The sequence below is a fragment of the Collinsella aerofaciens genome (genome assembly GCF_028206995.1).
In the GTDB taxonomy this organism is placed as follows: Bacteria; Actinomycetota; Coriobacteriia; order Coriobacteriales; family Coriobacteriaceae; genus Collinsella; species Collinsella aerofaciens_AQ.
The window spans coordinates 37,314-64,181 of sequence record NZ_JAQLFL010000001.1 but is presented as its reverse complement, the minus strand read 5'-3'; the positions used below and the strand labels follow the sequence as shown (position 1 = coordinate 64,181).

At 61.1% G+C, this 26,868-nt stretch carries 21 protein-coding genes and 2 tRNA genes; 4 read left to right on the top strand and 19 right to left on the bottom strand.

Annotated elements, in window-relative coordinates:
* Positions 1-2 precede the first annotated feature (2 nt).
* Positions 3-4,700 (bottom strand): glutamate synthase large subunit, encoded by a 4,698-nt coding sequence (gltB, locus tag PMX60_RS00315; protein ID WP_271746480.1) that lies wholly within the window; start codon positions 4,698-4,700, stop codon positions 3-5.
* Between the two features lie 521 nt (positions 4,701-5,221).
* Here gltB and PMX60_RS00310 point away from each other — a divergent pair.
* Positions 5,222-6,478: an Nramp family divalent metal transporter gene (locus tag PMX60_RS00310; protein ID WP_271746479.1), complete on the top strand. Its 1,257-nt coding sequence runs from the start codon at positions 5,222-5,224 to the stop codon at positions 6,476-6,478.
* Between the two features lie 152 nt (positions 6,479-6,630).
* On the opposite strand, the gene PMX60_RS00305 is transcribed toward PMX60_RS00310, so the two are convergent.
* From PMX60_RS00305 to PMX60_RS00280, 6 genes are all read right to left on the bottom strand, one after another.
* The gene (locus PMX60_RS00305; protein WP_035137395.1) at positions 6,631-6,774 is read right to left on the bottom strand and encodes a rubredoxin-like domain-containing protein; all 144 of its coding nucleotides are present in this window, start codon (positions 6,772-6,774) and stop codon (positions 6,631-6,633) included.
* A gap of 88 nt (positions 6,775-6,862) precedes the next feature.
* Positions 6,863-7,366, bottom strand: a complete 504-nt coding sequence (locus tag PMX60_RS00300) for a flavin reductase family protein (RefSeq protein WP_195544906.1) — start codon at positions 7,364-7,366, stop codon at positions 6,863-6,865.
* A gap of 206 nt (positions 7,367-7,572) precedes the next feature.
* A complete protein-coding gene (smpB, locus tag PMX60_RS00295; protein ID WP_006235325.1) occupies positions 7,573-8,043 on the bottom strand; it encodes an SsrA-binding protein SmpB in 471 nt (156 codons plus the stop codon).
* Complete coding sequence (locus PMX60_RS00290) at positions 8,033-8,950, bottom strand: tetratricopeptide repeat protein (RefSeq protein WP_148332039.1); 918 nt, start codon at positions 8,948-8,950, stop codon at positions 8,033-8,035. Before PMX60_RS00290 ends, smpB begins: the two co-directional genes overlap by 11 nt.
* Positions 8,951-9,044: 94 nt before the next feature.
* A tRNA-Glu gene (locus tag PMX60_RS00285) sits at positions 9,045-9,121 on the bottom strand.
* A gap of 17 nt (positions 9,122-9,138) precedes the next feature.
* A tRNA-Gln gene (locus PMX60_RS00280) sits at positions 9,139-9,212 on the bottom strand.
* A gap of 276 nt (positions 9,213-9,488) precedes the next feature.
* Between PMX60_RS00280 and PMX60_RS00275 the strand changes: the two genes are divergently transcribed.
* Positions 9,489-9,899, top strand: a complete 411-nt coding sequence (locus PMX60_RS00275; RefSeq protein WP_271746478.1) for a hypothetical protein — start codon at positions 9,489-9,491, stop codon at positions 9,897-9,899.
* Positions 9,900-10,091: 192 nt separating this feature from the next.
* On the opposite strand, the gene PMX60_RS00270 is transcribed toward PMX60_RS00275, so the two are convergent.
* The 12 genes from PMX60_RS00270 to rpmE all read right to left on the bottom strand — a co-directional run bounded on the left by PMX60_RS00270 (position 10,092) and on the right by rpmE (position 24,718).
* Positions 10,092-10,451 (bottom strand): arsenate reductase family protein, encoded by a 360-nt coding sequence (locus tag PMX60_RS00270; RefSeq protein WP_195234690.1) that lies wholly within the window; start codon positions 10,449-10,451, stop codon positions 10,092-10,094.
* Between the two features lie 122 nt (positions 10,452-10,573).
* Positions 10,574-11,155: a VanZ family protein gene (locus PMX60_RS00265; protein WP_161115424.1), complete on the bottom strand. Its 582-nt coding sequence runs from the start codon at positions 11,153-11,155 to the stop codon at positions 10,574-10,576.
* Between the two features lie 104 nt (positions 11,156-11,259).
* Positions 11,260-11,865 carry a recombinase family protein gene (locus PMX60_RS00260; protein WP_138340470.1) on the bottom strand — a complete coding sequence of 202 codons (606 nt, stop codon included), beginning with the start codon at positions 11,863-11,865 and terminating at the stop codon, positions 11,260-11,262.
* A 176-nt stretch (positions 11,866-12,041) separates the two neighbouring features.
* Complete coding sequence (locus PMX60_RS00255; protein WP_148332034.1) at positions 12,042-14,177, bottom strand: ribonuclease R family protein; 2,136 nt, start codon at positions 14,175-14,177, stop codon at positions 12,042-12,044.
* 135 nt (positions 14,178-14,312) lie between these two features.
* Positions 14,313-15,233 carry a permease-like cell division protein FtsX gene (gene ftsX / locus PMX60_RS00250; RefSeq protein ID WP_271746477.1) on the bottom strand — a complete coding sequence of 307 codons (921 nt, stop codon included), beginning with the start codon at positions 15,231-15,233 and terminating at the stop codon, positions 14,313-14,315.
* A complete protein-coding gene (ftsE, locus tag PMX60_RS00245) occupies positions 15,220-16,440 on the bottom strand; it encodes a cell division ATP-binding protein FtsE (protein WP_148332033.1) in 1,221 nt (406 codons plus the stop codon). The genes ftsX and ftsE overlap by 14 nt, the downstream gene beginning before the upstream one ends.
* 525 nt (positions 16,441-16,965) lie before the next feature.
* On the bottom strand, positions 16,966-17,907 hold the full coding sequence (locus PMX60_RS00240; protein WP_148332032.1) for a transketolase family protein: 942 nt from the start codon (positions 17,905-17,907) through the stop codon (positions 16,966-16,968).
* Between the two features lies 1 nt (position 17,908).
* The gene (locus tag PMX60_RS00235) at positions 17,909-18,739 is read right to left on the bottom strand and encodes a transketolase (protein ID WP_117769458.1); all 831 of its coding nucleotides are present in this window, start codon (positions 18,737-18,739) and stop codon (positions 17,909-17,911) included.
* Positions 18,740-18,946: 207 nt separating this feature from the next.
* A complete protein-coding gene (locus PMX60_RS00230) occupies positions 18,947-19,837 on the bottom strand; it encodes a YitT family protein (RefSeq protein WP_195521200.1) in 891 nt (296 codons plus the stop codon).
* Between the two features lie 165 nt (positions 19,838-20,002).
* Entirely contained in the window at positions 20,003-21,151 is a 1,149-nt protein-coding gene (gene prfB, locus PMX60_RS00225; RefSeq protein ID WP_215694743.1) for a peptide chain release factor 2, read from the bottom strand.
* Complete coding sequence (gene secA, locus PMX60_RS00220; protein ID WP_271746476.1) at positions 21,151-23,958, bottom strand: preprotein translocase subunit SecA; 2,808 nt, start codon at positions 23,956-23,958, stop codon at positions 21,151-21,153. The genes prfB and secA overlap by 1 nt, the downstream gene beginning before the upstream one ends.
* A gap of 346 nt (positions 23,959-24,304) precedes the next feature.
* Positions 24,305-24,718 (bottom strand): 50S ribosomal protein L31, encoded by a 414-nt coding sequence (gene rpmE, locus PMX60_RS00215; RefSeq protein ID WP_117638071.1) that lies wholly within the window; start codon positions 24,716-24,718, stop codon positions 24,305-24,307.
* Between the two features lie 305 nt (positions 24,719-25,023).
* Here rpmE and PMX60_RS00210 point away from each other — a divergent pair, with 305 nt between their 5' ends.
* Both PMX60_RS00210 and PMX60_RS00205 read left to right on the top strand, forming a co-directional pair.
* The gene (locus tag PMX60_RS00210; RefSeq protein ID WP_006235289.1) at positions 25,024-25,311 is read left to right on the top strand and encodes an ACT domain-containing protein; all 288 of its coding nucleotides are present in this window, start codon (positions 25,024-25,026) and stop codon (positions 25,309-25,311) included.
* 77 nt (positions 25,312-25,388) lie between these two features.
* Positions 25,389-26,807 (top strand): citrate synthase, encoded by a 1,419-nt coding sequence (locus PMX60_RS00205; protein WP_195444908.1) that lies wholly within the window; start codon positions 25,389-25,391, stop codon positions 26,805-26,807.
* Positions 26,808-26,868 lie beyond the last annotated feature (61 nt).

Genomic DNA, 26,868 nt, shown 5'->3' with positions numbered 1-26,868 from the left:
ACTTACGCCTCCTTCTTGGTCGAAGCAACAGAGCTGGCGGTGGCGGGCGCAGCGCCAGCGACACCACCCGCCACATCAAAGCGAGCGACATCCGCGGCACTCGCGCGGCCGGTCACAATGTCAAACGCCAGCTCCTCGGCCTGCGCATGCGTCTTGCCCACGGCCTCGGCGGCGGCGACAATCGCCAGCACGCGCTCGTACTCGGTTGGAATGACCTTCACAAAGTGCTTGCTCATCGTCTCAAAGCTGTAGAGCAGCTTAATACCGCGCGGGCTCTGCGTCGCGTCCACGTGCTCCTGGATGAGCGCACGAATCTGCGCAAGCTCACCGGCCGTCGGGGCTTTAAGCTCAACGCTCTCGTGGTTCACACGGGCATCGAGCGTGCCGTACTGGTCAAAGACGTAAGCCACGCCGCCCGTCATGCCGGCGGCGAAGTTCTGCCCGACCTCGCCCAGGATGAGCGCCAGACCTCCCGTCATGTACTCGCAGCCATGGTTGCCGCAGCCCTCGACCACCACCGTGGCACCGGAGTTGCGTACGCCAAAGCGCTGGCCGGCCAGGCCGTTAATGAAGCCGCGGCCACTCGTAGCGCCAAAGAACGCAACGTTGCCCACGATGATGTTCTCGTCGAACTTGTAGGTCGCATGCGGGTTGGGGCGCACCGACACCTCGCCGCCCGAAAGGCCCTTGCCAAAGTAGTCGTTGGCGTCGCCGCACACGTTGAGCGTAATGCCGCGCGGCAGAAAGGCGCCAAAGCTCTGACCGGCCGAACCATCGCAATCGATGGTGATGGAGCCGGCGGGCAGACCCTCGGGATGCGCCTTGGTCACCGCGTTGCCCAAGATGGTGCCCACGCAACGGTTGACGTTGGCGATATCGGCGCGGAAGCGAATCGGACGCAGGTGCGCACGGGCATCGGCCGTATAGGGCACAAACAACGTGGAGTCGAGCGTCTTGTCGAGCTCACTGTCCGCAGCCATCTGCGGCAGGAAGTGACGACCGTCGGCACCCGGGATGTGGGCACCGAACTCGCAGGTCGCGCTCGCCAGCACGGGCGACAGATCGAGCAGGTTGGCCTTGCGGTTGCCCGGGACCTCAATCTGGCGCAAGCACTCGGGATGGCCGACCATCTCGTCGACGGTGCGGAAGCCCAGGCTCGCCATGACCTCGCGCAGCTGCTCGGCAACAAAGAGCATAAAGTGTTCGACGTGCTCGGGCTTGCCGCGGAAGCCGCGACGCAGGCGGCAGTTTTGCGTGGCGATGCCGGCCGGGCAGGTATCCTGCTGGCAGTCGCGCTGCATAAGGCAGCCCATGGAGATGAGCGGCATGGTCGCAAAGCCAAACTCCTCGGCACCCAGCAGGCAGGCGACGGCGACGTCGGTGCCGTCCATGAGCTTGCCGTCGGCCTCGAGTACCACGCGCGAGCGCAGGCCGTTTTGCAGCAACGTCTGTTGAGCCTCGGCAAGGCCAAGCTCCAGCGGCAGACCGGCGTGCCAGATCGAATCGCGCGCCGCAGCACCGGAGCCGCCGTTGTGGCCGCTGATCAAGATCTTGTCGGCGGCACCCTTGGCCACACCGGTGGCGATGGTGCCAACGCCGGCCTCGCTGACCAGCTTGACCGACACGCGTGCGCCGGGGTTGGCGTTCTTAAGATCGAAGATAAGCTCCGCCAGGTCCTCGATGGAGTAGATGTCGTGGTGCGGCGGAGGCGAGATCAGGCCGATACCGGGTGTGGACTGACGGACCTCGGCAATCCAAGGGTAGACCTTCTTGCCGGGCAGGTGACCGCCCTCGCCGGGCTTGGCGCCCTGGGCCATCTTGATCTGAATCTCGAAGGCGCTGCACAGGTAGCGGCTCGTCACGCCAAAGCGCGCGCTTGCCACCTGCTTGATGGCGGAGTTCTTGGAGTCACCGTTAGCCAGCGGGGTCTCGCGACGCGAGTCCTCGCCGCCCTCGCCCGAGTTGGAACGGCCGTGCAGGCGGTTCATGGCGATGGCCATGCACTCGTGTGCTTCCTTGCTGATGGAGCCGTACGACATGGCGCCGGTGTTAAAGCGGCGGACGATGTTGAGCGCGGGCTCGACCTCGTCGAGCGAAACCGGCGTGCGACCGCTGGCATTAAAGTCCAGTAGGTCACGCAGGCGCACAGCACGGCCGGTGCGGTGCAGGCGGGCGCTGTACTCCTTAAAGGTGTCGTAGCTGTCCTCACAGCAGGCGGTCTGCAGCAAGTAGACAGTCTGCGGATCGATGAGGTGATCCTCGCCGCCGAGCGGGCGCCACTTGGTCAGGCCCAACGTGGGCAGCTGATCGGGAGCCGGGCTCTTAAGGATAGCGAGCGCGGCGTCGTAGCGCTCATTCTGCTCGCGCTCGACGTCCTCGACACCCATACCGCCCACACGGCTCACCGTGCCGGCGAAGTACGCGTTGACGAACTCCGGAGTGAAGCCCACGGCCTCGAAGATCTGCGCGGAGTGGTAGCTCTGCACCGTGGAGATGCCCATCTTGGACATGATGGAGACGATGCCGGCGGTCGCAGCCTTGTTGTAGTTGGCGATGCCCTGCTCAGCTGTCACGTCCAGATCGCCGTGCGTCGCCAAGTCGCGAATGCACGCATGCGCGTTGTACGGATAGATGCCGCTCGCGGAGTAGCCCACCAGCGCCGCAAAGTCGTGCGGGGACACGGCGTCGCCACACTCCACCACGATGTCGGCAAAGGTACGCACGCCGGCGCGGATCAGGTGGTTGTGCACGCAGCCCACGGCGAGCAGCGACGGTACGGGCACCTCGCCCGCAGCGGCGCGATCGCTCAACACCACGATGTTCACGCCGTCGCGAACCGCGGCCTCAACGTCCTCTGCAAGCTGCTTGAGCGCAGCCTGCAGCGCACCCTCGCCGGCATCGCGGCGGTAGACGGCACGGAAACGGCGGGTCTTAAAGCCCACGCGGTCGATGGCGCAGATACGCTCGAACTCCTCCTCGCTCAGCAGCGGACGCTCCAGGCGCACCAGCTGGCAGGCCGTACGGGAGTCCTCGAGCAGGTTACCGTGGTTGCCCAGGTAGAGCGTGGTCGAAGTGACCATATGCTCGCGCAGGGCGTCGATCGGCGGGTTCGTGACCTGAGCGAACAGCTGATAGAAGTAGTCGAAGAATGAGCGCGTCTTCTTGGACAGGCAGGCCAGCGGCGCATCGATACCCATCGAGGCGAGCGGCGCCTTGCCCTGCTGGGCCATGGGACGCACGACTTCGTCAACATCATCCCAGTGATACCCGAGCTTGGCCATGCGCACGGCGGCGGGCACCTCGGTATCCTCGGCGGGTGTTGCCGCAACGGGCTCATCGAGCGCGTCAACGGTCAGCGTCTCCTCGGCAATCCAGTCGCGGTAGGGTTTTTCCTTGGCATAGCGGGCGCGCAGCTCATCGTTGTAGATCACGCAGCCGCGGGCAAAGTCAACCTCGAGCATCTGGCCCGGTCCCAGACAGCCGCTCGTCAGGATGTTCTCGGGGCTCACCTCGATGGTGCCCACCTCGCTTGCCAGCATAAAGCGACCGTCGCGCGTCACATAGTAGCGGGCGGGACGCAGGCCGTTGCGGTCGAGGGCAGCACCCAGGGTACGGCCGTCGGTAAAGGCGATGGCGGCCGGGCCGTCCCAGGGCTCCATGAGCATGGACTGGTAGGCGTCGTAGGCGCGGCGCTCCTCGCTCAGGCTGTCGTTGTGGTCCCACGGCTCGGGCAGCAGCATGGACGCGGCACGCGTGAGCGGACGGCCGTTCATGACCAAAAACTCAAGCACATTGTCCAGAATCGCGGAGTCGGAGCCCTCGCGGTTGATGATGGGCATCACGCGCTCAAGATCGTGCTGCAGCACGGGGCTGTACAGGTTGGGTTCGCGGGCGCGAATCCAGTTGACGTTGCCCTTGAGGGTGTTGATCTCGCCGTTGTGGATGATAAAGCGGTTGGGATGCGCGCGCTCCCAGCTGGGCGTGGTGTTGGTGGAGTAGCGCGAGTGGACGAGCGCCACGGCCGTTTTGACAGCGGCGTCGTTGAGGTCGATGAAGAAACGACGCATCTGCGTGGCGACCAGCATACCTTTGTACACGATGGTGCGCGAGCTCATGGAGCACACATAGAAGATCTTGTCGCGCAGGGCGAACTCAGCGTCGGCCTTCTTTTCGATGGTGCGGCGGCACACGTACAGGCGACGCTCAAAGGCATCGCCGGCGGGCGTGTCGTCCGGACGGCCCAGGAAAGCCTGCAGGATAGTAGGCATGCAGGCGCGGGCCGTCTCGCCCAGGTCGTGCGGGTCGACCGGCACCTCGCGCCAGAAGAGCAGCGGCACGCCGGCTTCGGCGCAGCCCTCCTCAAACACGCGGCGGGCATCCTCTACACCCTTGTCGTCCTGCGGGAAGAACAGCATGGCCACGCCATAGTCGCCCTCTGCCGGCAGAATCTGACCGCACTTTTGAGCCTCTTTACGGAAAAAGTGATGCGGAACCTGGAACAGGATGCCGGCGCCGTCGCCGGTGTTCTTCTCGAGTCCCGTGCCGCCGCGGTGCTCCAAGTTGACCAGAATGGACAGTGCGTCGTCCAGGATCTGGTGATGGCGCTCGCCGTTGATATCGGCAAGCGCGCCGATGCCACATGCATCGTGGTCGAATTCGGGGCGATAAAGGCCCTGCTGCTGAGCGGAATCTGCCTGCATCGCGATCCTCCCCTAGGTGTTAGACAGTCAGTTGAATAGGCATACTAGGGGCATCGCCGGCCCGTTGTGTTTCCCACCCGTTTCGAAACAATCGCGTAACGCACGCCCTACGAGTGGACACCGCCGACCTCAAGGACGGCAACAAGGGCCCCAAGTTCGACCTGTAAACTCACCGCTTCAAACATCTCAATCTGTAACAGGAAGACCCAATTTTGGCGCCTAGATGTTACAGATTGAGATGTTTTCGAGAGACGGTTCCGAATGTCTCGATCTGTAACACGAAGGGCCGGTTTTTGCAGCTAACTGTTACAGATCGAGATTTTCCATAGGACCATTTCTTCCTGTCTCGATCTGTAACACCTAGGTCCAATTTCCATCCCTAGTTGTTACAGATCAAGACATTTCGGCAACTCCTTTCCCCATCCTATTCAAATACAACAATTTTGTTAGTCTCGGTTAACCTTTAAGCCTAAAACGGGTATCCTTTGCGGCGTCAAACAAACGGCACGCAGGAGCGCACCATGCTCAACCATCTCAAACAACACTTTGGCTCCCGACGCACCGGTGGTCACGGAGGCCTAGACATTGCGCGGCACATCGGCCCCGGGCTGCTCGTGACCGTCGGCTTTATCGACCCGGGCAACTGGGCCTCCAATATGGCCGCGGGCTCGCAGTTTGGCTACGCGCTGCTGTGGATCGTCACACTGTCCACGATTATGCTCATTGTGCTGCAGCACAATGCGGCGCACCTGGGTATCGTCACGGGCGCCTGTCTTGCCGAGGCCACGACACGTTACCTCCCCCGCTTCGTTGGACGCACGGTGCTCGCCAGTGCCTATCTCGCGACCATCGCCACCGCCATGGCCGAAGTCCTGGGTGGCGCGATTGCCCTTCAAATGCTCTTTGGGCTGCCCGTGCGTGCGGGCTGCGTCATCGTGGCGGCAGTATCGATGGCGATGCTCATGACGAACTCCTGCAAGCGTGCCGAACGCTGGATCATCGCCTTCGTAGGCGTGGTAGGACTCTCGTTTTTGGCCGAGCTTGCACTAGTCAAGGTCGACTGGCCGCAAGCCGCCGCAAGCTGGATCACGCCCAGTATGCCCACTGGCTCTGCCGCGATTATCGTGAGTGTCCTGGGTGCGGTCGTTATGCCCCACAACCTCTTTCTACACTCCGAGGTCATCCAATCCATGCACTTCGAAGGCCAAGGCGAGCAGGTTATCGAAGAGCGTCTGCGCTATGAGCTCTTCGACACGCTCTTTTCGATGGGCGTGGGCTGGGCAATCAACTCGGCCATGGTCATCCTGGCCGCAACGACCTTCTTTGCGCACGGCATGGTCGTAGACGACCTCGCCGTCGCAGCGGACACGCTCTCCCCCATTCTGGGTCCAGCAAGCTCGACAATCTTTGCGGTGGCGCTGCTGTTTGCGGGCCTCTCGAGTAGTGTGACGGCAGGCATGGCGGCAGGCACCATCACCGCGGGCATGTTCGACGAGGAATACGACATCCACGACCGACATTCCTCGATCGGGGTGGCGGCCTGTTTCGCCGGCGCAGTGGCGGCGTGTCTGGTCGTCCCAAATCCTTTTGAAGGTCTCATCTGGAGCCAGGCACTGCTGTCGCTTCAGCTGCCGATTACGGTCTTTGTGCTCATACGGCTCACCAGTTCACGCCGCGTCATGGGCAAATACGCCAACTCGCGCCCGCTCAACACGCTGCTCGTAGGAATCGGTGCCATCGTGACGATTCTCGACATCGTGCTGCTAACGGGGATGTAATTGGGATGGCGTGACTGTCCAGATATAACGTCTCAATCTGTAACACGTAAGGCCGTTTTAAACCGTCAGATAAATCAAAAGGGTCCCGGCCGGAATATCCGGCCGGGACCCTTGGACAGAGCTATGTTCGGCTTTCGCCGTGTGCCTGCGAGTTACTCCTCGACGAGCTCAAACTGATCGGGACCGACGCCGCACACCGGACACACGTAATCCTCGGGCAGCTCGGGCGTGTCGACCTCAACCTCGTAACCGCAAACGGTGCACACAAACTTATACGTCTTCTTCTCCTCAGCCATGATGTTCTCCTCTCGAACGTGACTGCTGGTGTACTTGCTTATTAGTATATATTCTCAATAATATAATGCAAGTATTTTTAGAACATTTCTAGCCTTGATACGACGAAGCCTTGGGCGGCGTCTTGCCCTTTAACACCTTGTGGTAGTAGTCATAGGTCAGCGGGGCCTCGCCGCTCAGACGCTCGGCATCTTCGACCTCACCGATAAAGAGCAGGTGCGTGCCCACATCCACGGTATCAATCAGACGGCAGCTAAACAGCGCCGCCGCGTGCTCGGGCACATAGGGCATGCCCAGAGTGGTCTCGTGGGTCTCATACTTGGCAAACTTGTCGTAATCGCTGCTGGTGCGGAAGCCAAAATTGCCGATATAGAGCATGTCGGCGGTCTGGTCAATCACGGTCAGCGCAAAAGCCTTAGCCGATGCGATTACGCCGGACGTGACATTTTCCTTGTTCACGGCAATCGAGATGCGCGGCGGGGCGGATGTCACCTGCACCGCTGTGTTGATAACGCAGCCGGCACGCAGCCCGTCCGCCGCGGCGCTCACCACGTACAGGCCACTCGGCATGGTAAAGAACGCAGTTTTGTCCATAACGATCACTCCCCTAGCTCGGGTTGGAACCTCATGGATGTATGTACCCACAAAAAAGGCGACGCCCATAACGGACGCCGCCTTTGAGACATATGTGTCAGAACAGTAAGAAAGATGAGACGCCCGCAGTTGCGGTGAAATAGGGACTGAATAGCCCCTCAAACAGGCAAAACAGTCCGTATCTCACCGCAACTTATATAGAGCGCCTACCGGTTACGTTCCTTGAGGGCGCGGTCGATCTCGCGTTGGACATCACGCTTGGCCATGTCCTCGCGCTTGTCGTAGAGCTTCTTGCCGCGACCCAGACCCAGCAGCAGCTTTACGCGGCCGTCGGTATTAAAGTAGAGCTCCAACGGAACCAGCGCATAACCACGGTTGCGAAGTTTGCCGTCAAGAAAGTCGATCTCCTTGCGGTGCAGCAGCAGACGACGCCGACGGTCGGGATCGCGATTCCACACGCCACCATGGCTATAAGGGTGGATATGCAGTCCGACGAGCCAGCACTCGCCGCCACGAATCAGCGCAAAAGTGTCAGTGATCTGACAGGCGCGCTCGCGAATCGACTTGACCTCGGTGCCGCTCAGCTCAATACCGCACTCAAACGTCTCATCGATAAAGTACTCGTGATGTGCCGAGCGATTCTTGGAAATGAGTTTGCGCTCGCGCTTACTGGGCATCGCCGGCCTCCTTGGCGCCATCGGAACCCTTGCCCGTAGCTTCGCGCTTTGCCTTGCGCTCGGCATTGAGCTCGGCATCGCTCTCGCGCACCAGTTTAATAATCGCCGCGCAGGCCTCCTCGCCCACCAAGTCGCGAGCACGCACCGTCAGGCGCGTCGCCTCCTGCTTGTCGCCGTCGCTTGCAGCATCGGTCGCGCACATAATCAGGCAGATGGCAATCTCGGCCGAAGGCGAGGTCGGAACGCCTTGCAGGGCCAGTTCACCCATCACGTGCTCGTCGCTCTCATCGGCGGCATCCGGATAGGTGGTATGGATCTTGTTGAGCAGGCGCGTCGTATGCGCATCGTTGGGCGCCAGGCGCAGCGCCAGACGCGCGCAGCCCACGGCAGCCGAAACGTTCTCGGTCTCGGGCTCCAAGAAGTACTGACCTAGATTGGCGTAAGCGCGGGCGGCGCACTTGCCATCGCTTGCACGCTCCAGCACCGAGAACGAGAGCGATGCCCATTCCTGCTTGTCCTCGAGAGCGCGGAACAGCTCGGCCAGATCCAGGCGGTAGTTGCAGTTCATGGGGTCCCAGCGCACGGCCTGCATCAAGGCGTTGCGAGCACTCACATAATCCTGCTGGCGAATGTAGGCAAACGCCATGTCAGAGTACAGGCGGTCAAACGGCACCTCGACCTGCACGAGCTCGCGCGGATCCTTCTCCACGCGGCGATAGGCCAAGCGCTCAAACTTGCTATCGAAGCTAAAGTACTGGCGCTTCTCCTCCGTCTTGCACTCGGCGTCGATATACTCCTCGGCGAGCTCCACCAGACGCTCCAGCAGCGGCGTCGCCGTAGCCAGGTCGCCCTGCGCCAGATAGTTCTCGGCATACGTGATGTCTTGCAAGCTGATGGGCAGATCCATGGCTACTCCTCGATCTGAGCGAAACACGGCAGGCGCCGTATATACGGTCAATACACAAAACCCGGGTCTCTTACGAGGCCCGGGCGTTCAATTTTGGTAGCCCGTACCAGATTCGAACTGGTGATCTCCGCCTTGAGAGGGCGGCGTCCTAAACCGCTAGACGAACGGGCCATATGTAGCAAATGCAATGGCTGGGATGGAGGGAGTCGAACCCCCATTGACGGAACCAGAATCCGCTGTCCTGCCATTAGACGACATCCCAATGACTGCATCGCTGCGCTCGGCTGTGCCTTTGCGCAAGAAAGAAATATACGGGAAGTCTCGCCGTGACGCAAGCCCCAATTTTGACTTTTTTGAAATTCAGTCAAATTGGCCTTATTTAGTCCAACCCGTGAAGGACCTGTGAAGCCGACCGCTGTACACGAGGGGCAAAACGCCGCGAGCGGTAGCCGTCAACCGTTGGCAGATTCTACCGCGAAAACGATAGCACCAGGCAACACAATCGAAGTATCAATGATCGCGTAGATATCGAGGCGCCATGGACGAAGAGCTTGATTACCTATGGGAGACCCTGGGCCTCGAGATCACTGCTGACCTTTGGCCCGAACGGGACAAAATCCATCCCACACTGCGCCCCGCCATTACTGTGGTGCAGGCAAAATACCGCCGTGCATCCTTTTTGATCATGCGGATGTCATGGCACGCGGGACTCCCCGACCTTAAGCGAATCCAGGCAAGCCTCGTCGAGTTGTCCGGCATGCCGACCGTCATATCCGAGGCGCACCTGGAGCAGCGTCAGCGCGAGCGACTGCAACAGCAGCGGATTCCCTTTATCTGCCCTGGCGTTCAGGCATATCTGCCCTTTATGGACGAGGAGTACTGGAGCGGCAAGCCCAACAAGCACGTAAAGGTCTACGATCCGCACGAATGGGCACAGCTTGAGGATTAGCGCATATGCCCGCCAGCCGGGATAGTGCGCATGCCCGCCAACCGGAAAGCTCATCCCGGAATTTACGTCCAGAACGGGACGCGCTTTCCCCTAGAGGCCCGCTCAAACTGGGATACGGTTTCCGCTAGCCCCTTCAACCGGAAACTGCGTCCCGGAATCCGAGCTCAAAACGGGACGCACTTTCCGCAGCCACTACAGCAGCACCTCGGTCCAGGTCGCTTCCTTAAACCCGGGAATCGCAAAGTCGTCGCCCACCAGTAGCGGACGCTTGACCAGCATGCCGTCGGTCGCCAGCAGCTCGTAGCACTCCTGATCCGTCATGCCCGCATCCAGACGCGCCTTCAGGCCCAGCTCTCGATATTTCATGCCCGACGAATTAAAGAAGCGCCGCACCGGCAGCCCCGAACGAGCAATCCAGGTCGCAAGCTCATCAGCCGTGGGATTGTCCAAAACGATATCGCGATCGATATACTCTACCCCATGTTCGTCCAGCCATGCCTTGGCCTTCTTACAGGTCGAGCACTTGGGATATTCAACAAACAATACCGCCATGGGATTTCCTTTCTTAGAGAAAACAGGTGTCTGGAAAACTGCACATCGACGACCGCTCGCGATTGCAGCCGTTATTGTAGTCAATGTCGAAGCATAGGCAGTCGCGATGTCTCGTCTTAAGGCTAGCGCCTCGCATGGGCGCCGATCGGCCGAGTCGCATGGCGCACCAACGCCGCTGCCAGCAATACCAACAGCATGGCGGTGACATAGCCCGCAGCATCGAATCCTAAATCGATAACGTCGAAATGCCTGCCGGGAACAAAGATCTTATGCACCTGATCGCCAACGGAGCAGGCGGCGCAAAAGAGCAATACGGGCACGCAACGGGAGCATACGCTCCACGGATGCCTGGAAAGGCAAACCACGACCACGGAGGCGAATAATCCGACGAAGAAAAACTCTACGGTATGGGCAACGCGACGGACGTTTGTGCCCACCCACATGCGAATGGAAGCAAGTCGGCCAGACCGGACATTCGAGGCAGCCGAATCGGCGCCCCCGGTCATTCCGTTCTCTGTCTGGGCTTCACCTGTGGCATCAGCAGCCTGAACGCCCGTAGCCTGACCCTCCACCACACGCGCGGTGGACTCGCTCAGCAACGACGTCTCCACCGCATTTTGCTCCGTCAGCACCCAGATGCCCGCCAGCGTTGCAACGAACAGAACAATTGCGGTCCATCCGATTATTTGTTTTACGCGCGCCAAGGGCCAACCTCCTTTTTTGAATATCAGCGAGTGTAGCCCCAAATGGCATCGTCACCGTATCAAAATTTGAATCGCAACAGGAAGCGACAAAGCGACGCAAACCCCTACCCCGCCTCGCGCATCCAGCGATCGAACGTCCCCACGCACACGCCCAGGCACTTTGCTGCCTGGCTGCGGGTAATATCGCCTGCCTCATAGCTATCGCGCACCAGCTCAAACTGAGGAGGGCACGGCTTGCGAGGTCGACCGAAACGAACCCCTCGCGCCCGCGCCGCTGCAATTCCCTCCGCCTGGCGCCGATGGATATTCTCGCGCTCCACCTGCGCCACGTAGCTCAGCAGTTGCAGCACAATATCGGCAATCAGGGTGTTGGTCACATCCGGCGCGCCGCTGGCCCTAGCGCGCGTGTCAAGCAATGGCATGTCCAATACCACAATGGCAACCCCGAGCTCCTTGGTAATGCGTCGCCATTCCTCAAGAATCTCGGAGTAATTACGACCAAGTCGGTCGATAGAAAGCACCACCAGCACGTCCCCGTCTCCCAGGACGTGCAACAGCTCGCGATAATGCGGTCGATCGAAGTCCTTGCCGCTCGCATGGTCGGCATAAATATTCGCTGAGCCCACGCCATAGGCGCCCAGCGCATCCAGCTGCCGATTCAGATTCTGATCGCGCGAACTCACCCGCGCATACCCGTACACCGTCGCCATCTCATCCCCGCTTTCTTGTAAACCTGCCAAAAGGGACAGGTTTATTTTGGTAGGTTTTACCTCTCAAATAGCAGGTAAGCGGGCGGCCGAGCAGACGGCAAGGTAGCCACTATTCAAATGCGGAGGGCGACCCCGAAAGACCGCCCTCCGCTCCCCCACCATGAGTCGGGATTTAGCTAATGGATAAGCTTAAAGTCCAAGTGTCCACGCGTGGTATTGACGCGCGAGACCTCGATAATCACGCGCTGGCCCAGTTCATAGCGAGTCCCCGTGTCGGCGCCCGTCAGCGTAAGCGCGTCCTCGTCGAACTCGAACCACTCGTTGCCCAGGCTCTTAATTGAAACCAGGCCCTCGACCTGTGTTAGGTCCAAGCGCACAAAGAGGCCCATGCTGCTAACCCACGAGACGGTTCCGGCATAGCGCTCACCCAGACGGTCCTCATAGTACTGGGCAATCTTGATCTTTTGCGTCGCATGGCTGGCGGCATCTGCCGCGCGCTCGGCATCGCTACATGCGCGGCAGATCTGCGGCAGAATGCGCGGCAGCGACTCACGCCCCTTGCCGATCAGCCGCGGCGTACGGACCAAGGCGTCCTTGCCGCCGAGCTGCTCATAGGCCAACTGCAGTTTGAGCACGCGGTGCACCACTAGATCGGGGTAGCGACGGATGGGACTCGTAAAGTGACAGTAGCACGGCGCGGCGAGCGCAAAGTGGCCCTCGTTGCGCGGCTTGTACAGCGCGCGCTGCATGCTGCGCAGAAGCAGCGTGTTGACGAGCGGTGCGTTGGCCGTACCGGCGGCAGCATCAACTGCAGCCTGCAGCTCATCGGGGCTCCCCAGGGCAATACCGGCAGCACGGCGATCGTCGATGATGCCTAGCTGCGCCAGCGCAACGGCAGCACCGTGCAGGCTATCGGGGCTCGGATCCTCATGCACACGATAGCAGGCCTCGATATCACGGTCTGCCAGCCACTCTGCAACGCACTCGTTGGCGAGCAGCATGGCTTCCTCGATAAGCGACGTGGCACACGAACGCTCACGCGCCACAATCTGCACGGGCACTCCGTCCTCATCCAATAGAGCGCGAATCTCGGCTGTGTCAAAATCGACTGAGCCGCGGGCGCGACGAATACGACGGCGAAGTTCGGCGAGTTCGTTAGCGGCGACAAGGAAATCGCCGAGGTCGATGTTGTAGCCGCGGGCGGCCTCCTCGCACGCAAGACCGCGCTCAAGCGCTTCCTCGCGCGAGGTCTCGGCAGCCGCAACATCCTCGGCTGCACCCTCCAGCACCGAATACTCAACCGCGCCGGCACGCACCAGCAGCGCCTCGGCGCCGTCATAGTCCATACGCACACGCGAGCGAATCACGCTGGAATACGGATCGTAATGCCGCACGCGACCCTGCGCATCGAGCTCGATATCGACGGTAAACGCAAGACGGTCCTCGTCAGGGCGAAGCGAGCACAGGTCACAGGACAGGCGTTCGGGCAGCATGGGAAGCACGCGATCGGCCAGATACACCGATGTCGTACGATGGCGAGCCTCAAGATCGATATGCCCGTCCCAAGCCACATAGTGTGAAACGTCGGCGATATGCACACCCAGCTTGTAGCCACCCTCGGGCGTGCGCTCCAACGAAATGGCATCGTCAAAGTCGCGCGCGTCGACCGGGTCGATCGTGATGACAAAGCGGTCGCGCAGATCGCGGCGGAGCGGGTCCTTAAGCGCCGCGGACACATCGAGCGAAAGCCCCTCGGCCTCGTCCAGCGCGGCCTCGGGATAGCTATCGGTATAGCCGTAACGCGCCATCACATATTGAACGCCCAAATCGGGCGCGTCATCTCCGCCAATGCGGCGTTCGATCGTCACAGTGCCCGATTCCAGGCGCGTCGGGTAGGTCAAAATGCGCGCGACAACGGCATCACCCGGGTGGACACTCAGACGATCCGCCGAGGTATCCTCGGGCAAAATGAAGAAGTCGGCCTTCAAGCGCGAATCGAGCGGCTCGATCACACCGAGCGGACCGGCGGTCTGGTACGTACCCACCACGCTTATGGCTGCGCGCTCAACTACGCCCTCGATCACGGCGCGACGCTCGCCATGCGGGCTATTCTTAATGCTCACGGCAACGGTATCGCCGTCCATGATCTCACGCTTGCCGCGACCCATGACCTTGTAGTCGCCATTCTCGGTTATGACATAGGCACTGTGCTCATGGAGCTGCACGCGCCCGGTCAGGCTCGGACGGCGTTCGCTGCGCACCGGCCCGCGCTTATTGCGAGCTCCACGCTTATGCTTGTTATTGCGCCCCATGGCGCCTCCTAACTATCGATTGCGAACTCCAAAGAGTCTACCCAAATGATTCGCTTTCCTGCCGTCCCCTAGGGATCAAAAAACGGGCCGCCCCATAAGAGACGACCCGTTGGAAGGGATGAATTCCAGGCATGCCTACACGCGCAGGTAGCGACGCATGGCGATGGCAGAACCAAAGAGGCCGATAATCACGCCGACCAGAATCAGCGCAGCATAGGTCACCAGGTAGTACTGCATCGGCAGGGCAAACGACATCCAGCCGATGCTCTCCTGCAAACGCGGAATCATCAGATTGCGCAGCAGCTCCAGAACGCCGATGGAAAGCAGCGAGCCCAAAATGGCCTGCAGTACGCCCTCGGTGATAAACGGGCCACGAATGAAGCCGTTACTGGCGCCGACCAGACGCATAATCGCAATCTCACGACGACGCGCCGTAATGGACAGGCGAATCGTGTTGTTGATAAAGATGAACGCGATAAAAGTCAGCAGGCCAACGAGCACCACGGCGGCGATGCGGATGTAGTTGGTCACCTGGAACAGGCGGCTCACTCCCTCCTGGCCGTACAGCACGCTCGCGTTGACGTCGCCGTCATCCACGATCTTCTGGAAATCGGCATCCTTCTTGAGCTTCTTTGCCGTGCTCTCGACCTTGGACGGATCGTCCATCTCAATAGCGAAGGAAGCCGGCAGCGGGTTCTGGCCATCGAGCGCGCTCATGGTGGCGTCGGCGTTGCCCGACATCTTGCTCGTATACTCGGCCAGCGCGTCGTCCTTGTCCTTATAGGTCACGGACTTGACGTTATTCCACGTCTTAAGCTCGGCCTCAAAAGCCTGAACATCAGCCTGATCGGCGTCATCGCTAATGAACGCGTTGATGACAACCTGATCCTCGACGGTGCCGATCACGGAGTTCAGCATCGCAGAGCCCATGATGAACAGGCCGATGATAAACAGCGAAAGGAAGATCGTGATGACGGCGCCGAGCGAGGTAGTCCAGTTACGGAAGAAGTGGCTGATTGCCTCTTTGAAGGAGTAGCCCACGTTAGTTGGTGCCATAGTTGCCGTAACCTCCCCTCTCCTGGTCGCGGATGACGTGGCCGCCCTCGAGGGCGATCACGCGACGGTGCATGCTATCGACCATCTCGCGGTCGTGCGTGGCGACGATCACGGTGGTGCCGGTGCGGTTAATACGCTCAAGCAGTTTCATGATGCCCAGCGAGATCGCCGGGTCGAGGTTGCCCGTGGGCTCGTCGCAGATCAGCAGCGGCGGACGGTTGACCATAGCACGGGCGACGGCAACGCGCTGCTGCTCGCCACCGGAAAGCTGGTCGGGCAGCGAGTCCATCTGATCGGCCAGACCGACCAGGCGCAGCACCTCGGGCACCTGGCTGCGAATGACGCCCTTGGGCTTGCCGATGCACTGCAGGGCAAACGCCACGTTTTCGTAGGCGGTCTTTTGCGGCAGAAGCTTAAAGTCCTGGAACACGGCGCCAATCTGGCGGCGCAGGAACGGAACCTTGCGGTTCTTGATCTTCATGAGGTCCTGACCGGCAACCAGGATGCGGCCGCTCGTCGGCTTGACGTCGCGGTTGAGCGTCGACAGCAGCGTGGTCTTACCCGAGCCGGAGTGACCGACCAGGAAGACGAACTCGCCCGGATAGATCTCGATGTTGATGTCGTCGAGTGCAGGCTTGTTGGGCTGTGCCGGATAGATCTTGGTGACATGCTCCATAAGGATGACGGGCTCGACACCGGCCTGCTTGGCCATCTTCTTGCGGCTGGCCTGCGGATCGATGGGCGCAAACACCGACGTAAAATCGGGGTTGTTGAGCGCGTTATCGAGGCTTGCGACCTCGGCGGCCTGATCGCTCTCGACCACCGGGGCAGCAGGCTGCGTGGGGTCGGGAATAGCGGCAAAGAGACCGGACTGCGCAGGCTGAGGAGCCGGCGTCGCAGGGGCCATGGGGTCGGGAATAGCGGCCATGGTAGGCTGCGGCGTGGCGGCGCCAGCCTGAGGCTGCTCCACGCGAGCGGTCACGGCCTGAACGGGCTCAAAACCCGCCGCGCCGGAAAGCGCGACATCGCTGGTTGGATTGTAGGCAAAGGGATCGGATGCCGGCTGTGCCTGATCTGCCGGCTGAGCGGGGGCCTGAGCAACAGGCTGGCCCTCTGAATCCGGAGTGGCGAAACGACTGCCCTGGACGCCTGCCTGCGTCTTGGGGGCATCATCGCCCGCACCGGAGGTACGGAAGTGGTTACCCACTGGTGCTCCTTATCGTCGTGCGTTTAAACTACATGAGCGCTTTGTATTTTAGCAGCATTAGCTTTGCTGCACATAAGAAGCATGGCGTGCTTAGGGATCCCGTCGGCCGGACACAGGGTTACTCTCCAAATCGTCCTCGGACATGTCGGAGCCCCCGCTGCGCGCTTCGCGCGGCGGGGGCTCCTCCGTCCTGCGGAAAGATTTGGAGAGTAACCCTGTGCCCGGCCTGCGATAACTAAGGGGTCGCTGCGTTTATCTTGGGGTGCTGCATATACAAAGCTGGAAGGGTCTGAATTGCGCTTTGTCGATATATGTCCTTTTCCCTGATGGGACCGTGCTTGAGGGGCGTCTTCATAAGTTGCGGTGAAATAGGGACTGTTGAGCCTTTAGGCTGGCAAAATAGTCCTTATTTCACCGCAACTGAAACAGGGGCGCCCTCCAAGAGAGCGCCCCTGCCGGGTTTCCATAGTACTGGCGAAGCAGTTTTATAGTTCTGGCGAAGCAGTCCTTGAGATCCACCTTGCCTTATGCCAAGAACTCCTTGGTGGTCGCCACGATATTGGCGGCGTCCAGGCCGTACTTGTGCAGGAGCTCGGCGCCCGGGCCGGACTCGCCGAACGTGTCGTTGACGCCGATCTTCTTGAGCGGCGTCGGGCACTGCTCGCACAGGACGTCGGCAACGGCACTGCCCAGGCCACCGATCACGGAGTGCTCCTCGACGGTCACGACGTGGCCGGTCTTGGTAGCGCTCTTGACGACCAGATCGGCGTCGATGGGCTTGATGGTGTGCATGTTGATGACCTCGGCGTCGATGCCCTCGGCAGCGAGCTGCCCGGCGGCCTCAAGGGCCTCGCCGACCATCAGACCGCAGGCAATGATGGTAACGTCGGCGCCCTCGCGCATGACGATGCCGCGGCCCAACTCGAACTTGTAGGTCTCGGGGTCGTTGATGACCGGCGAGGCCAGACGGGCAAAGCGCATGTAGACGGGGCCGTCGCACTCGTAGGCGGCGCGCGTCACGGCGCGAGCCTCGACGTCATCGGCGGGAACGATGACGGTCATGCCGGGAATGACGCGCATAAGGGCGATATCCTCGCAGCACTGGTGCGTGGCACCGTCCTCGCCCACCGAGATACCGGCGTGCGTGGCGCCAATCTTGACGTTGAGGTGCGGATAACCGATGGAATTACGGACCTGCTCAAAAGCGCGGCCGGCGGCAAACATGGCAAAGGTGCTCGCGAAGGCAACGCGACCGGTGGTTGCGATACCGGCGGCAACACCCATCAGGTTGCTCTCGGCAATGCCCACATCGAAGAAGCGGTCGGGGCAGGCAGCCTTAAACTTGCCGGTCTGCGTGGCGGCGGCCAGGTCGGCGTCGAGGACCACAAAGTCATCGTGCTCGTTGGCGAGCTCGACGAGGGCCTCGCCGTAGCTTACGCGCGTGGCGATTTTCTTGACATCTGCCATCCTAGAGCTCCTCTCCGGCGGCCGTGAGCTCTGCCATGGCCTGCTCAAACTGTTCATCGTTGGGGGCCTTACCGTGCCAACCCACCTGGTTCTCCATAAAGGAGACGCCCTTGCCCTTTGTGGTCTCGGCGATAATGGCGGTAGGCTGACCCTTGGTGGCGCGGGCCTCGGCAAAGGCGGCGCGGATCTGGTCAAAGTCGTTGCCGTCGGCGAGCTCCACCACATGGAACTTGAAGGCGCGGAACTTGTCTGCCAGCGGCATGGGGTCGTTGACCTCCTCGACGGGGCCGTCGATCTGCAGGCCGTTGTGGTCGACGATCACGCAGAGGTTGTCGAGCTGCTGGTTGCCGGCAAACATGGCGGCCTCCCAGACCTGGCCCTCCTCGCTCTCGCCATCGCCCAGCAGGGCGTACGTGCGGTAAGTATCGCCCCAGTGCTTGGCGGCAACGGCCATGCCCACAGCGGTGGAGATGCCCTGGCCGAGCGAGCCGGTGGACATGTCGACGCCCGGGGTGTCGTTCATGTTGGGGTGACCCTGCAGGTGGCTGCCGATATGGCGCAGCGTCTCGAGGTCCTCCTTGGGGAAGAACCCACGCTCGGCGAGCACGGCGTACAGGCCCGGAGCGCAATGGCCCTTGGAGAGCACAAAGCGGTCGCGATCGGCCTTGCGGGGATTAGCTGGGTCGACGTTCATTTCCTCAAAGTACAGATAGGTCATGATGTCGGCGGCGCCGAGCGAACCGCCCGGATGGCCGGACTTGGCAGCGTGCACGCCGGTGACGATGCCCTTCCTTACCTCGTTGGCAACCTTTTTGAGCTCTTCGTCGCTCATTGTGCCTTCCTTTCATCCTCTTAAGACAAGATGCGCACGGCACCGAAGGTAATCCCAACACAGCCGCAATGCACGTACGTCATTCATTATGCTGGAAACTGGAAGCTTTACCAGAGTATTTATCATTATTTGAACAATTGAGCAGGCAGAACCGCTGATGAAACGGTTTATCAATGTGAACGTCTTTTGGATGGAACGCAGTCGACCCTACGCGCTAATGTCCTTGAATCCCTCGCCGAAGGCTTCCGTAACGTCGGCAACCGTCACGATGGCATGAGGATCGCGCTCGCGCACGATCGTCTTGAGGGTATTGAGCTCTCGACGGCTCACGATGACCATAACCACTGGCTTCTCGGCACCCGAATACATGCCAGTCGCCTTAAACTTGGTACAACCACGACCCAGGCCATACATGATATCGGCAGCGATATCAGGGAACTTGTCCGAGATGATGAGTACCATACGGCGTTTGTTGCCACCATCGACCACGGCATCGATCACGTAGCCGCTAATGACCATCGAAAGGCCTGCATACAGTGCGTTTTCGATTGAAAAGACCGGAGCCGATAGCGCGCATACGGCAACATCGATCGCCATGACGGTCGAGCCCACCGGCAGTGAGGTGTTACGCGAGATGATCTGGCCAATCGTGTCCGAGCCGCCGGTGTTGGCGCCGGCGCGCAACACCATGCCGTAACCGATGCCCGTAATAATGCCGCCCCACATGGCAGGGAGCATCAGGTCCGCATCCGCCAGAGGTGCTACAAACGGGGCGAACAGATCGGTAAAGAAGCCCAGCAGCACAAAGCCCGTCGCGGTCTGCACCACGTAGAACATGCCGCCCTCGCGCATAACGACCAACAACAGCAAGGCGTTCATCACGATCGTCTGAATACCAACGGGAAGCGATAGGCCGCGCGATGCACCGACCGCCTGGATAATGGTGGCAAGGCCCGTAACGCCACCGGCAGCAAGGCCGTTGGGAATCAAAAACAGGTCGGTCGCAATAGCGGCCAGAGCGCACCCCAACATAATCTGGGGCAGGTCGTGAAAGAAGTTCATCGAAAGAATGCGCTTGATGTCCAGACGATATGCCATGCTGCCTCCCTCAAAAAAGCGTACCCAAACGGATGCGCTTCGAACTTCTTGCTGTATTCGATTCTACCGATTCGCCGGACAAAAACCACCCCTGCGCAGGGTTTATTCTGGATACAAACCCGTCCAACCGTTGGGCTTAGCATCGGCTTGAAGCTGCCCGATGTTTTAGACCTCCGAGCCTTCTGCATCGGCGTTGCCGGTGGCCCAACGATGGTAGCCAATAACAAACGGGTCCAGGTCGCCATCGTCAAGAACGGCCTCGACATTGCTGGTCTCCACGCCCGTGCGTAGGTCCTTGACCATCTGGTACGGGTAGAGCACGTAGCTGCGAATCTGGTTGCCAAAACCAATCGTGGTCTTGGGTCCGCGAATCTCATCCAGGGCCTCGGCGCGCTTCTCGAGCTCAATCTCGTACAGGCGAGCCTTGAGGATCTGCATGCACGCGGCCTTGTTCTGGATCTGGCTGCGCTCGTTTTGGCAGGTGACCACAATGCCGCTGGGAAAATGCGTCACGCGCACGGCGGAGTCAGTGGTGTTGACGCCCTGACCGCCCGGGCCGCTCGCGTGGTACACGTCCACGCGGATGTCGTCGGGACTGATCTCGATGTCGATATCATCGGGTAGCACGGGGATGACCTCGACGCCGGCAAACGTGGTCTGGCGGCGCTTCTTGTCGTCGGTGGGGCTAATGCGAACCAAGCGGTGGACGCCGGCCTCGGCGCGCAGCATGCCAAATGCGTCCTTGCCCTCGACGGTAAAGGTCGCGCGGTCGATGCCGATGACCTCGGCCGCGGGACAGTCGTTGATGGTGACCTTCCAGCCGCGACGCTGGCAGTACTTCATGTACATCTTAAAGAGCATGAAGGTCCAGTCCTGGGCCTCCAGACCACCCTGTCCGGGCTTGATAGTCACAATGGCATCGCCGTGATCGAACTCACCGGTAAACCAGCTCGAAAGCTCAAGCTCATCGATGGCACGGGCCAGGCGCTCAGCCGTGGCTGTAGCCTCCTCGCGAAGGGCGACGGCGTCGGGGTCATCCCCCATCTCCTCGACAAGCTCCAGCGCGGCGCGGGCATCGGAAAGCTCGCCGCGCGCGGTGTCCACGGCAGCGATATCTTCCTTGGTACGCGCGATCTCCTCCATGGTGGCACGGGCGGCGTCGGCGTCATCCCAAAAGCCAGGGGCAACGCTTTTGGCCTCGAGCTCGGTCACACGGGTACGCTTCTCGTCCAGGTGGAGATACGACTCGACCTCGCCGAGCCGGTCCGCGAACGCGTCCAGCTCGGCGGGCGTTATCTCTAAAGCCTCAGCCATTAACGATTCCTGCCGTGGCAGTACTTAAACTTCTTGCCGCTACCGCAGGGGCACGGGTCGTTGCGGCCCACGTTGACGTACGGATCGTCGCTCTCGGACTTGCGATAAGTGGTCACCTTGCCACCGTTGTTGACGGCAGCCGGACCACCCTGGACAGCCGTGCGGGCCTGCACCTGCGCCTGCTTGCGCAGCACCGAGTCGCCGTTATCACCATCGACCTCGGCAGGACCGGAGAAGCGCGCGCCCTCGAGCGCGGGCTCCTCCTTGTGCTCCACGGCACGCGGGGCAGCCTTGATCTCGATGCGCAGAACCGTGCGCAGGTAATCCTCATACATGGTATCGACGAGCATCTGGAACGCGCCGTAGGCCTCGGTCTTGTACTCGACCAGCGGGTCGCGCTGGCCAAAGCCGCGCAGGCCGATGCCGGTCTTGAGGTAATCCATCTCCTGCAGGTAGTTCATCCAGCGGGTATCGATGACGCGCAGCATGACCTGGGTGTTGAGCTCGCGCATCAGGTCCTCGCCCAAGCGCTCGGCCTTAGTGTTGTAGCACTTCTCTACGTAAGCCAGGACATCGGCAGCCAGGGCCTCATAATCCTCGTCGGGGAACTTCGGCGTATCGATGTGGCCGGTGAGCTCCACAACCCACTTGCGCAGGCCCTCCAGGTCGCGCTCGCCATCGTGACTGTCCTTGGTGCAGAACTCCTGCACGCAGCGGTACACGGTGTCGTGCATAACCTCGGTGATGTGGTCGGTCAGGTCCTTGCCGTCAAGAATCTTATTGCGCTCGGCGTAGATGACCTGGCGCTGCTTGTTCATGACGTCGTCGTACTCAAGGACGCTCTTACGCATGGAGAAATTGATGCTCTCGACCTTGTGCTGGGCGCTCTCGACGGCCTTGGAGATGATCTTGTGCTGGATGGGCATGTCGTCGCCCATGTCGGCCGTGACCATCATCTTGGAGACGCGGTCCATCTTGTCGCCACCGAACAGGCGCATGAGGTCGTCCTCGAGCGACAGGTAGAACTGGGTCTCGCCCGGATCGCCCTGACGGCCGGAGCGGCCGCGCAGCTGGTTGTCGATACGGCGGGACTCGTGGCGCTCGGTGCCGATAACGGTCAGGCCACCGGCGGCAAGCACGCGCTCGCGCTCGGCCTTGCAAGTCTCCTTGGCCTCGGCGTTAAACTGCTCGAGCTGCTCGGGCGTCACGTCCTCCATGGTCAGGCCCTCGTACTCCAGGCGCTCGCGCACCAACTCGTCGGGGTTGCCGCCCAGCAGGATGTCGGTACCACGACCGGCCATGTTGGTGGCGATGGTCACGGCGCCGTAGCGTCCGGCCTGGGCCACGATGTGGGCCTCGCGTTCATGGTGCTTGGCGTTGAGAACCTCGTGCGCGATGCCGCGCTTGGTAAGGGCGGCGGACAGCTTCTCGGAGCTTTCGATGGAGACGGTGCCCACCAGGACCGGCTGTCCCTTGGCGTGACGTCGCTCGACGTCGTCGGCAACGGCGTTGTACTTGGCCTGGATGGTACGATATACCAGGTCCTCGTGGTCCACGCGCTGCACGGGCTTGTTGGAGGGGATGACCTCGACGGGCAGCTTGTAGATCTCGCGGAACTCGGCATCCTCGGTAAGTGCCGTGCCGGTCATACCGGAAAGCTTGTCATACAGACGGAAGTAGTTCTGCAGGGTGATGGTGGCCAGGGTCTGGTTCTCCTCGCGTACGAGCACGCCCTCTTTGGCCTCGATGGCCTGGTGCAGGCCCTCAGAATAGCGGCGGCCCTCCATGATGCGGCCGGTGAACTCGTCGACGATCTTGACCTCGCCGTTAGTGACCACGTACTGCTTGTCGCGATGGAACATGTACTGGGCCTTCAGCGCCTGCTGCAGGTGGTTGACCAGCTGGCCCGAAAGGTCGGCATAGATGTCCTCGATACCCAGGCGGCGCTCGATCTTCTTAAGGCCGCGCTCGGTGGCGGCAATGGTGTGCTTGGCCTCGTCCATGACATAGTCGCCCGTGGGCTCCACGTCCTCGGTGGCGGTGAGCATGTCGTGCGACACGTCCTCGCCGCGCTCAAGGCCGCGCACGGCACGCGCGAAGTCCTTGTAGGTGCTGGCGGACTTGGTGCCGGCACCCGAGATGATGAGCGGCGTTCTGGCCTCATCGATCAGGATGGAGTCGACCTCGTCGACGATGGCGTAATGGTGGCCGCGCTGCACGCGCTGCTCGGGGCGGGTGACCATGTTGTCGCGCAGGTAGTCGAAACCGAACTCGGAGTTGGTGCCGTAGGTGACGTCTGCCTGGTAGGCCGGACGCTTGAGCTCGAGCGGCATGTTGTTCTGGAGCAGACCGACGGTCATGCCCAGGTACTTGTAGATGCGGCCCATCCACTCGGAGTCGCGCTTTGCCAGGTAATCGTTGACGGTAACGACATGCACGCCCTTGCCGGCGATAGCGTTGAGGTAGCCGGCCAAGGTGGAGACGAGCGTCTTGCCCTCGCCGGTCTTCATCTCGGCAATATGACCCTCATGAAGCGCCATGGCGCCGATGAGCTGTACGTCAAAGTGGCGCATGCCCGTGATGCGCTTGGAAGCCTCACGCACGGTGGCAAAGGCCTCGGGAAGCATGTCGTCGAGCGACTCGCCGTTGGCGTAACGCTCGCGGAACTTATCGGTCTGGGCGCGGAGTTCCTCCTCGGTCATCTTCTCAAACTGGGGCTCAAGACCGTTGATCTGGTCGACGATCTTGTAGTAGCGCTTAAGGTCCTTATCGGATCCAAAGGACAGCAGCTTTGACATGAATCCCATGTGGTTTTCCTTTTTGGCCATCGCCCACGCCGTGCAGCTGCGGACGAGTTAAACACAGATGATTTTACTTTAGCCAAACAAGGCGCGGCCTATACGGTCGAGCTCGACCGCCACGTAATAACTACGACCCGACCGACCTGCCAAAAAGGGACTGGTTTATTTTGGCAGGTTTTATCTGGGAAAACGCCGTCACTCTGCCATTTGGTGCAAACCAACCCGTCCCCTTCGCACCAATCTGGTGCAATGGGGACAGGTTGGTTTGCACCAATAAAATGAAAAGGGCCGCGCACCCAAACGGATGCGCGGCCCTCATGCCATGAATGCGAGTGTTTCCGCGGCGAGCTATTTACTCAGCAGCCTCGGTGGTCTCGGCCTCGGCAGCGGCCTCCTCGACGGGAGCCTCTGCGGCCTGCTTGGCAGCCTCCTCGGCAAACTTAGCAGCACGCTTGGCCTTCTCGGCAGCCTTAGCCTCAGCGGCGGCCTTGCGAGCGGCCTCGGCCTCAGCAGCCTTGGCGGCCTTGGCAGCCTTGGCCTCCTCGGCCTTCTTGAGCTGAGCGGCAGCGGCGCCACCGAACTTGTCGGCGAAGCGCTGGACGCGTCCACCGGTGTCGACGAACTTCTGCTGGCCGGTGTAGAACGGGTGGCACTCGTTGCAAAGCTCGACCTTCATCTCAGACACGGTAGCGTGCGTCTTGAAGGTGTTGCCGCAGGAGCACGTCACCGTGCACTCGACATACTGGGGATGGATACCCTGCTTCATGGTAGGACTCCTTATTAGTCAGGCGCTGGTTACCGATCAGCGCATAAGGCGTCTTGGTTTCCGACCAAGACAACAAACTCGGCTATGGTACCACGGCGCCGCGCGTCCCACAAAAGGTTCACGGTCTTTGCGTAACGCGGCGTGGCCAACCGCGGCGAACACGCACCCTGTCGCCCCTTCGCCCATGTTGCAGACGTGTAACGCCGCAGTAAGCACACCCCTTTTGGCGCCAGACGGGTACAATGATGAACACTGTACCGTAGCGGAGCGCCCCCGCGCGCCGCAACCACGCGAAAGGGTTTCCCATGGCCGAGATCTCGTCCTCCCGTATCGTCATCACCGTCCTTGGCAAGAACCGCCCCGGCATCGTCGCCGGCGTCACCCGTGTCCTGGGCGAGGCCAACGTCGACATCCGCGACATTACGCAGTCCATTATCGAGGACATCTTCACCATGACCATGCTGGCCGACACCGCCGAGTCCAAGCTCGACTTCGCCGAACTGCAGAAGGCCCTGGCCGAAGCAGGCGAGCTTTCGGGCGTCAACGTGTCCATCCAGCGCGAGGACGTCTTTAACTTTATGTACCGCCTGTAGCGAGCAAGCCGCTGGGGATAGCCTGACGCGCGCATGCCCATGCAAGTCACCCCGATGCGGCCCGGAGAGGAGCGCGCATGGCCTACGACGCCAAGAAAATCTATTACCGCTTCGATGACCACTTGAGCCGCCTGGTTCTGGATTACGAAGCAAGCCGCCAGATTTCGCCTGAGAGCGAAAGCCTCTACCACGGCCTGCCGACCGACCCTTATGACGAGGGCCTGTTTGTCGAGCACAATGTCAAGCGCGGCCTGCGCAATGCCGACGGCTCGGGCGTGGTCGCGGGCCTCACTCGCATCTCGGATGTGCACGGCTACAACAAGGTCGACGGAAAGGTCGTGCCCGATCAGGGCAAGCTCACGCTTCGCGGCTACAGCATCGAGGATCTGGTCAACAATGCCCAGGCCGAGAATCGCTACGGCTACGAAGAAGTCGCCTATCTGCTTATCACGGGTTCGCTGCCCAACAAGGAAGAGCTCGACGGCTTCTGCGAGCGCCTGGGCGCCTTTAGACATCTGAGCGACGAGTACGTTAAAGAGTTCCCTATGACCACAGTGTCGTCGAGCATCATGAACGTGCTCCAGCGCGCCGTACTGCTGCTCTACGCCTTCGATGCCGAACCAGACGTGATCACGCCTGAGCACGAAATCGACGTCGCCATTTCCATGCTCGCACGTCTCCCGCGCATTGCCGCCTTCGCACACATGGCCTCGGTCGCCAAGCTTCGCGGCTCCGAGGTTCACGTGCCGCACCCCACGCCCGGTCTCTCCACCGCCGAGACCATCCTGCAGGTCCTGCGCGGCGGCATGGCGTTCACCCGCGACGAAGCCATGCTGCTCGACGTTATGCTCATGCTGCATGCCGAGCACGGCGGCGGCAACAACTCCACCTTCGCTTGCCGCGTGCTGTCATCTTCGGCCACCGACCCGTATTCCGCCTACGCCGCGGCTATCGGTTCGCTCAAGGGCCCGCGCCACGGCGGTGCCAATGCCAAGGTCGTGTCTATGCACGAGGACATCCGCGCGCATGTCTCCAACTGGGAGGACGAGGACGAGGTCGCGGCCTACCTGGGCAAGATCCTCGACAAGCAGGCCTTCGACGGCACAGGCCTCATCTACGGCATGGGCCACGCCGTCTATACGCTCAGCGACCCGCGCGCCGAGGTCTGCCGCCGTTACGCGCGCTCACTGGCAGCCAAGAAGGACTTGGGCGAAGAGTTCGCGCTCATCGAGCGCATCGAGCGCCTGGCACCCCAGGTCATGCGCGACCACGGCATGACCAAGCCTATCTGCGCCAACATCGACCTGTACACGGGCTTTATCTACAAGATGCTCGGCGTGCCCGAGACGCTCTTTACGCCGCTATTCGCCGTCGCCCGCATGGCCGGCTGGTCGGCACACCGCATGGAAGAGCTCTTCTGCGCGCACCGCATCATCCGCCCCGCCTACCGCCCGGTTATCGAGCCGCTGGAGTACAAGCCACTCGCCGACCGATAGGACGCGGACCGTTATAGATCTTGAGCGTGGCCAGGGACCCAAGCCCTTGGCCACGCTTTTT

Excerpts from the sequence above, each read along its gene's own strand:
- gltB (WP_271746480.1), bottom strand. The coding sequence starts at position 4,700 with ATGCAGGCAGATTCCGCTCAGCAGCAGGGCCTTTATCGCCCCGAATTC.
- PMX60_RS00310 (WP_271746479.1), top strand. The coding sequence starts at position 5,222 with ATGCTCAACCATCTCAAACAACACTTTGGCTCCCGACGCACCGGTGGT.
- PMX60_RS00305 (WP_035137395.1), bottom strand. The coding sequence starts at position 6,774 with ATGGCTGAGGAGAAGAAGACGTATAAGTTTGTGTGCACCGTTTGCGGT.
- PMX60_RS00300 (WP_195544906.1), bottom strand. The coding sequence starts at position 7,366 with ATGGACAAAACTGCGTTCTTTACCATGCCGAGTGGCCTGTACGTGGTG.
- smpB (WP_006235325.1), bottom strand. The coding sequence starts at position 8,043 with ATGCCCAGTAAGCGCGAGCGCAAACTCATTTCCAAGAATCGCTCGGCA.
- PMX60_RS00290 (WP_148332039.1), bottom strand. The coding sequence starts at position 8,950 with ATGGATCTGCCCATCAGCTTGCAAGACATCACGTATGCCGAGAACTAT.
- PMX60_RS00275 (WP_271746478.1), top strand. The coding sequence starts at position 9,489 with ATGGACGAAGAGCTTGATTACCTATGGGAGACCCTGGGCCTCGAGATC.
- PMX60_RS00270 (WP_195234690.1), bottom strand. The coding sequence starts at position 10,451 with ATGGCGGTATTGTTTGTTGAATATCCCAAGTGCTCGACCTGTAAGAAG.
- PMX60_RS00260 (WP_138340470.1), bottom strand. The coding sequence starts at position 11,865 with ATGGCGACGGTGTACGGGTATGCGCGGGTGAGTTCGCGCGATCAGAAT.
- PMX60_RS00255 (WP_148332034.1), bottom strand. The coding sequence starts at position 14,177 with ATGGGGCGCAATAACAAGCATAAGCGTGGAGCTCGCAATAAGCGCGGG.
- ftsX (WP_271746477.1), bottom strand. The coding sequence starts at position 15,233 with ATGGCACCAACTAACGTGGGCTACTCCTTCAAAGAGGCAATCAGCCAC.
- PMX60_RS00240 (WP_148332032.1), bottom strand. The coding sequence starts at position 17,907 with ATGGCAGATGTCAAGAAAATCGCCACGCGCGTAAGCTACGGCGAGGCC.
- PMX60_RS00235 (WP_117769458.1), bottom strand. The coding sequence starts at position 18,739 with ATGAGCGACGAAGAGCTCAAAAAGGTTGCCAACGAGGTAAGGAAGGGC.
- PMX60_RS00230 (WP_195521200.1), bottom strand. The coding sequence starts at position 19,837 with ATGGCATATCGTCTGGACATCAAGCGCATTCTTTCGATGAACTTCTTT.
- prfB (WP_215694743.1), bottom strand. The coding sequence starts at position 21,151 with ATGGCTGAGGCTTTAGAGATAACGCCCGCCGAGCTGGACGCGTTCGCG.
- secA (WP_271746476.1), bottom strand. The coding sequence starts at position 23,958 with ATGGGATTCATGTCAAAGCTGCTGTCCTTTGGATCCGATAAGGACCTT.
- rpmE (WP_117638071.1), bottom strand. The coding sequence starts at position 24,718 with ATGAAGCAGGGTATCCATCCCCAGTATGTCGAGTGCACGGTGACGTGC.
- PMX60_RS00210 (WP_006235289.1), top strand. The coding sequence starts at position 25,024 with ATGGCCGAGATCTCGTCCTCCCGTATCGTCATCACCGTCCTTGGCAAG.
- PMX60_RS00205 (WP_195444908.1), top strand. The coding sequence starts at position 25,389 with ATGGCCTACGACGCCAAGAAAATCTATTACCGCTTCGATGACCACTTG.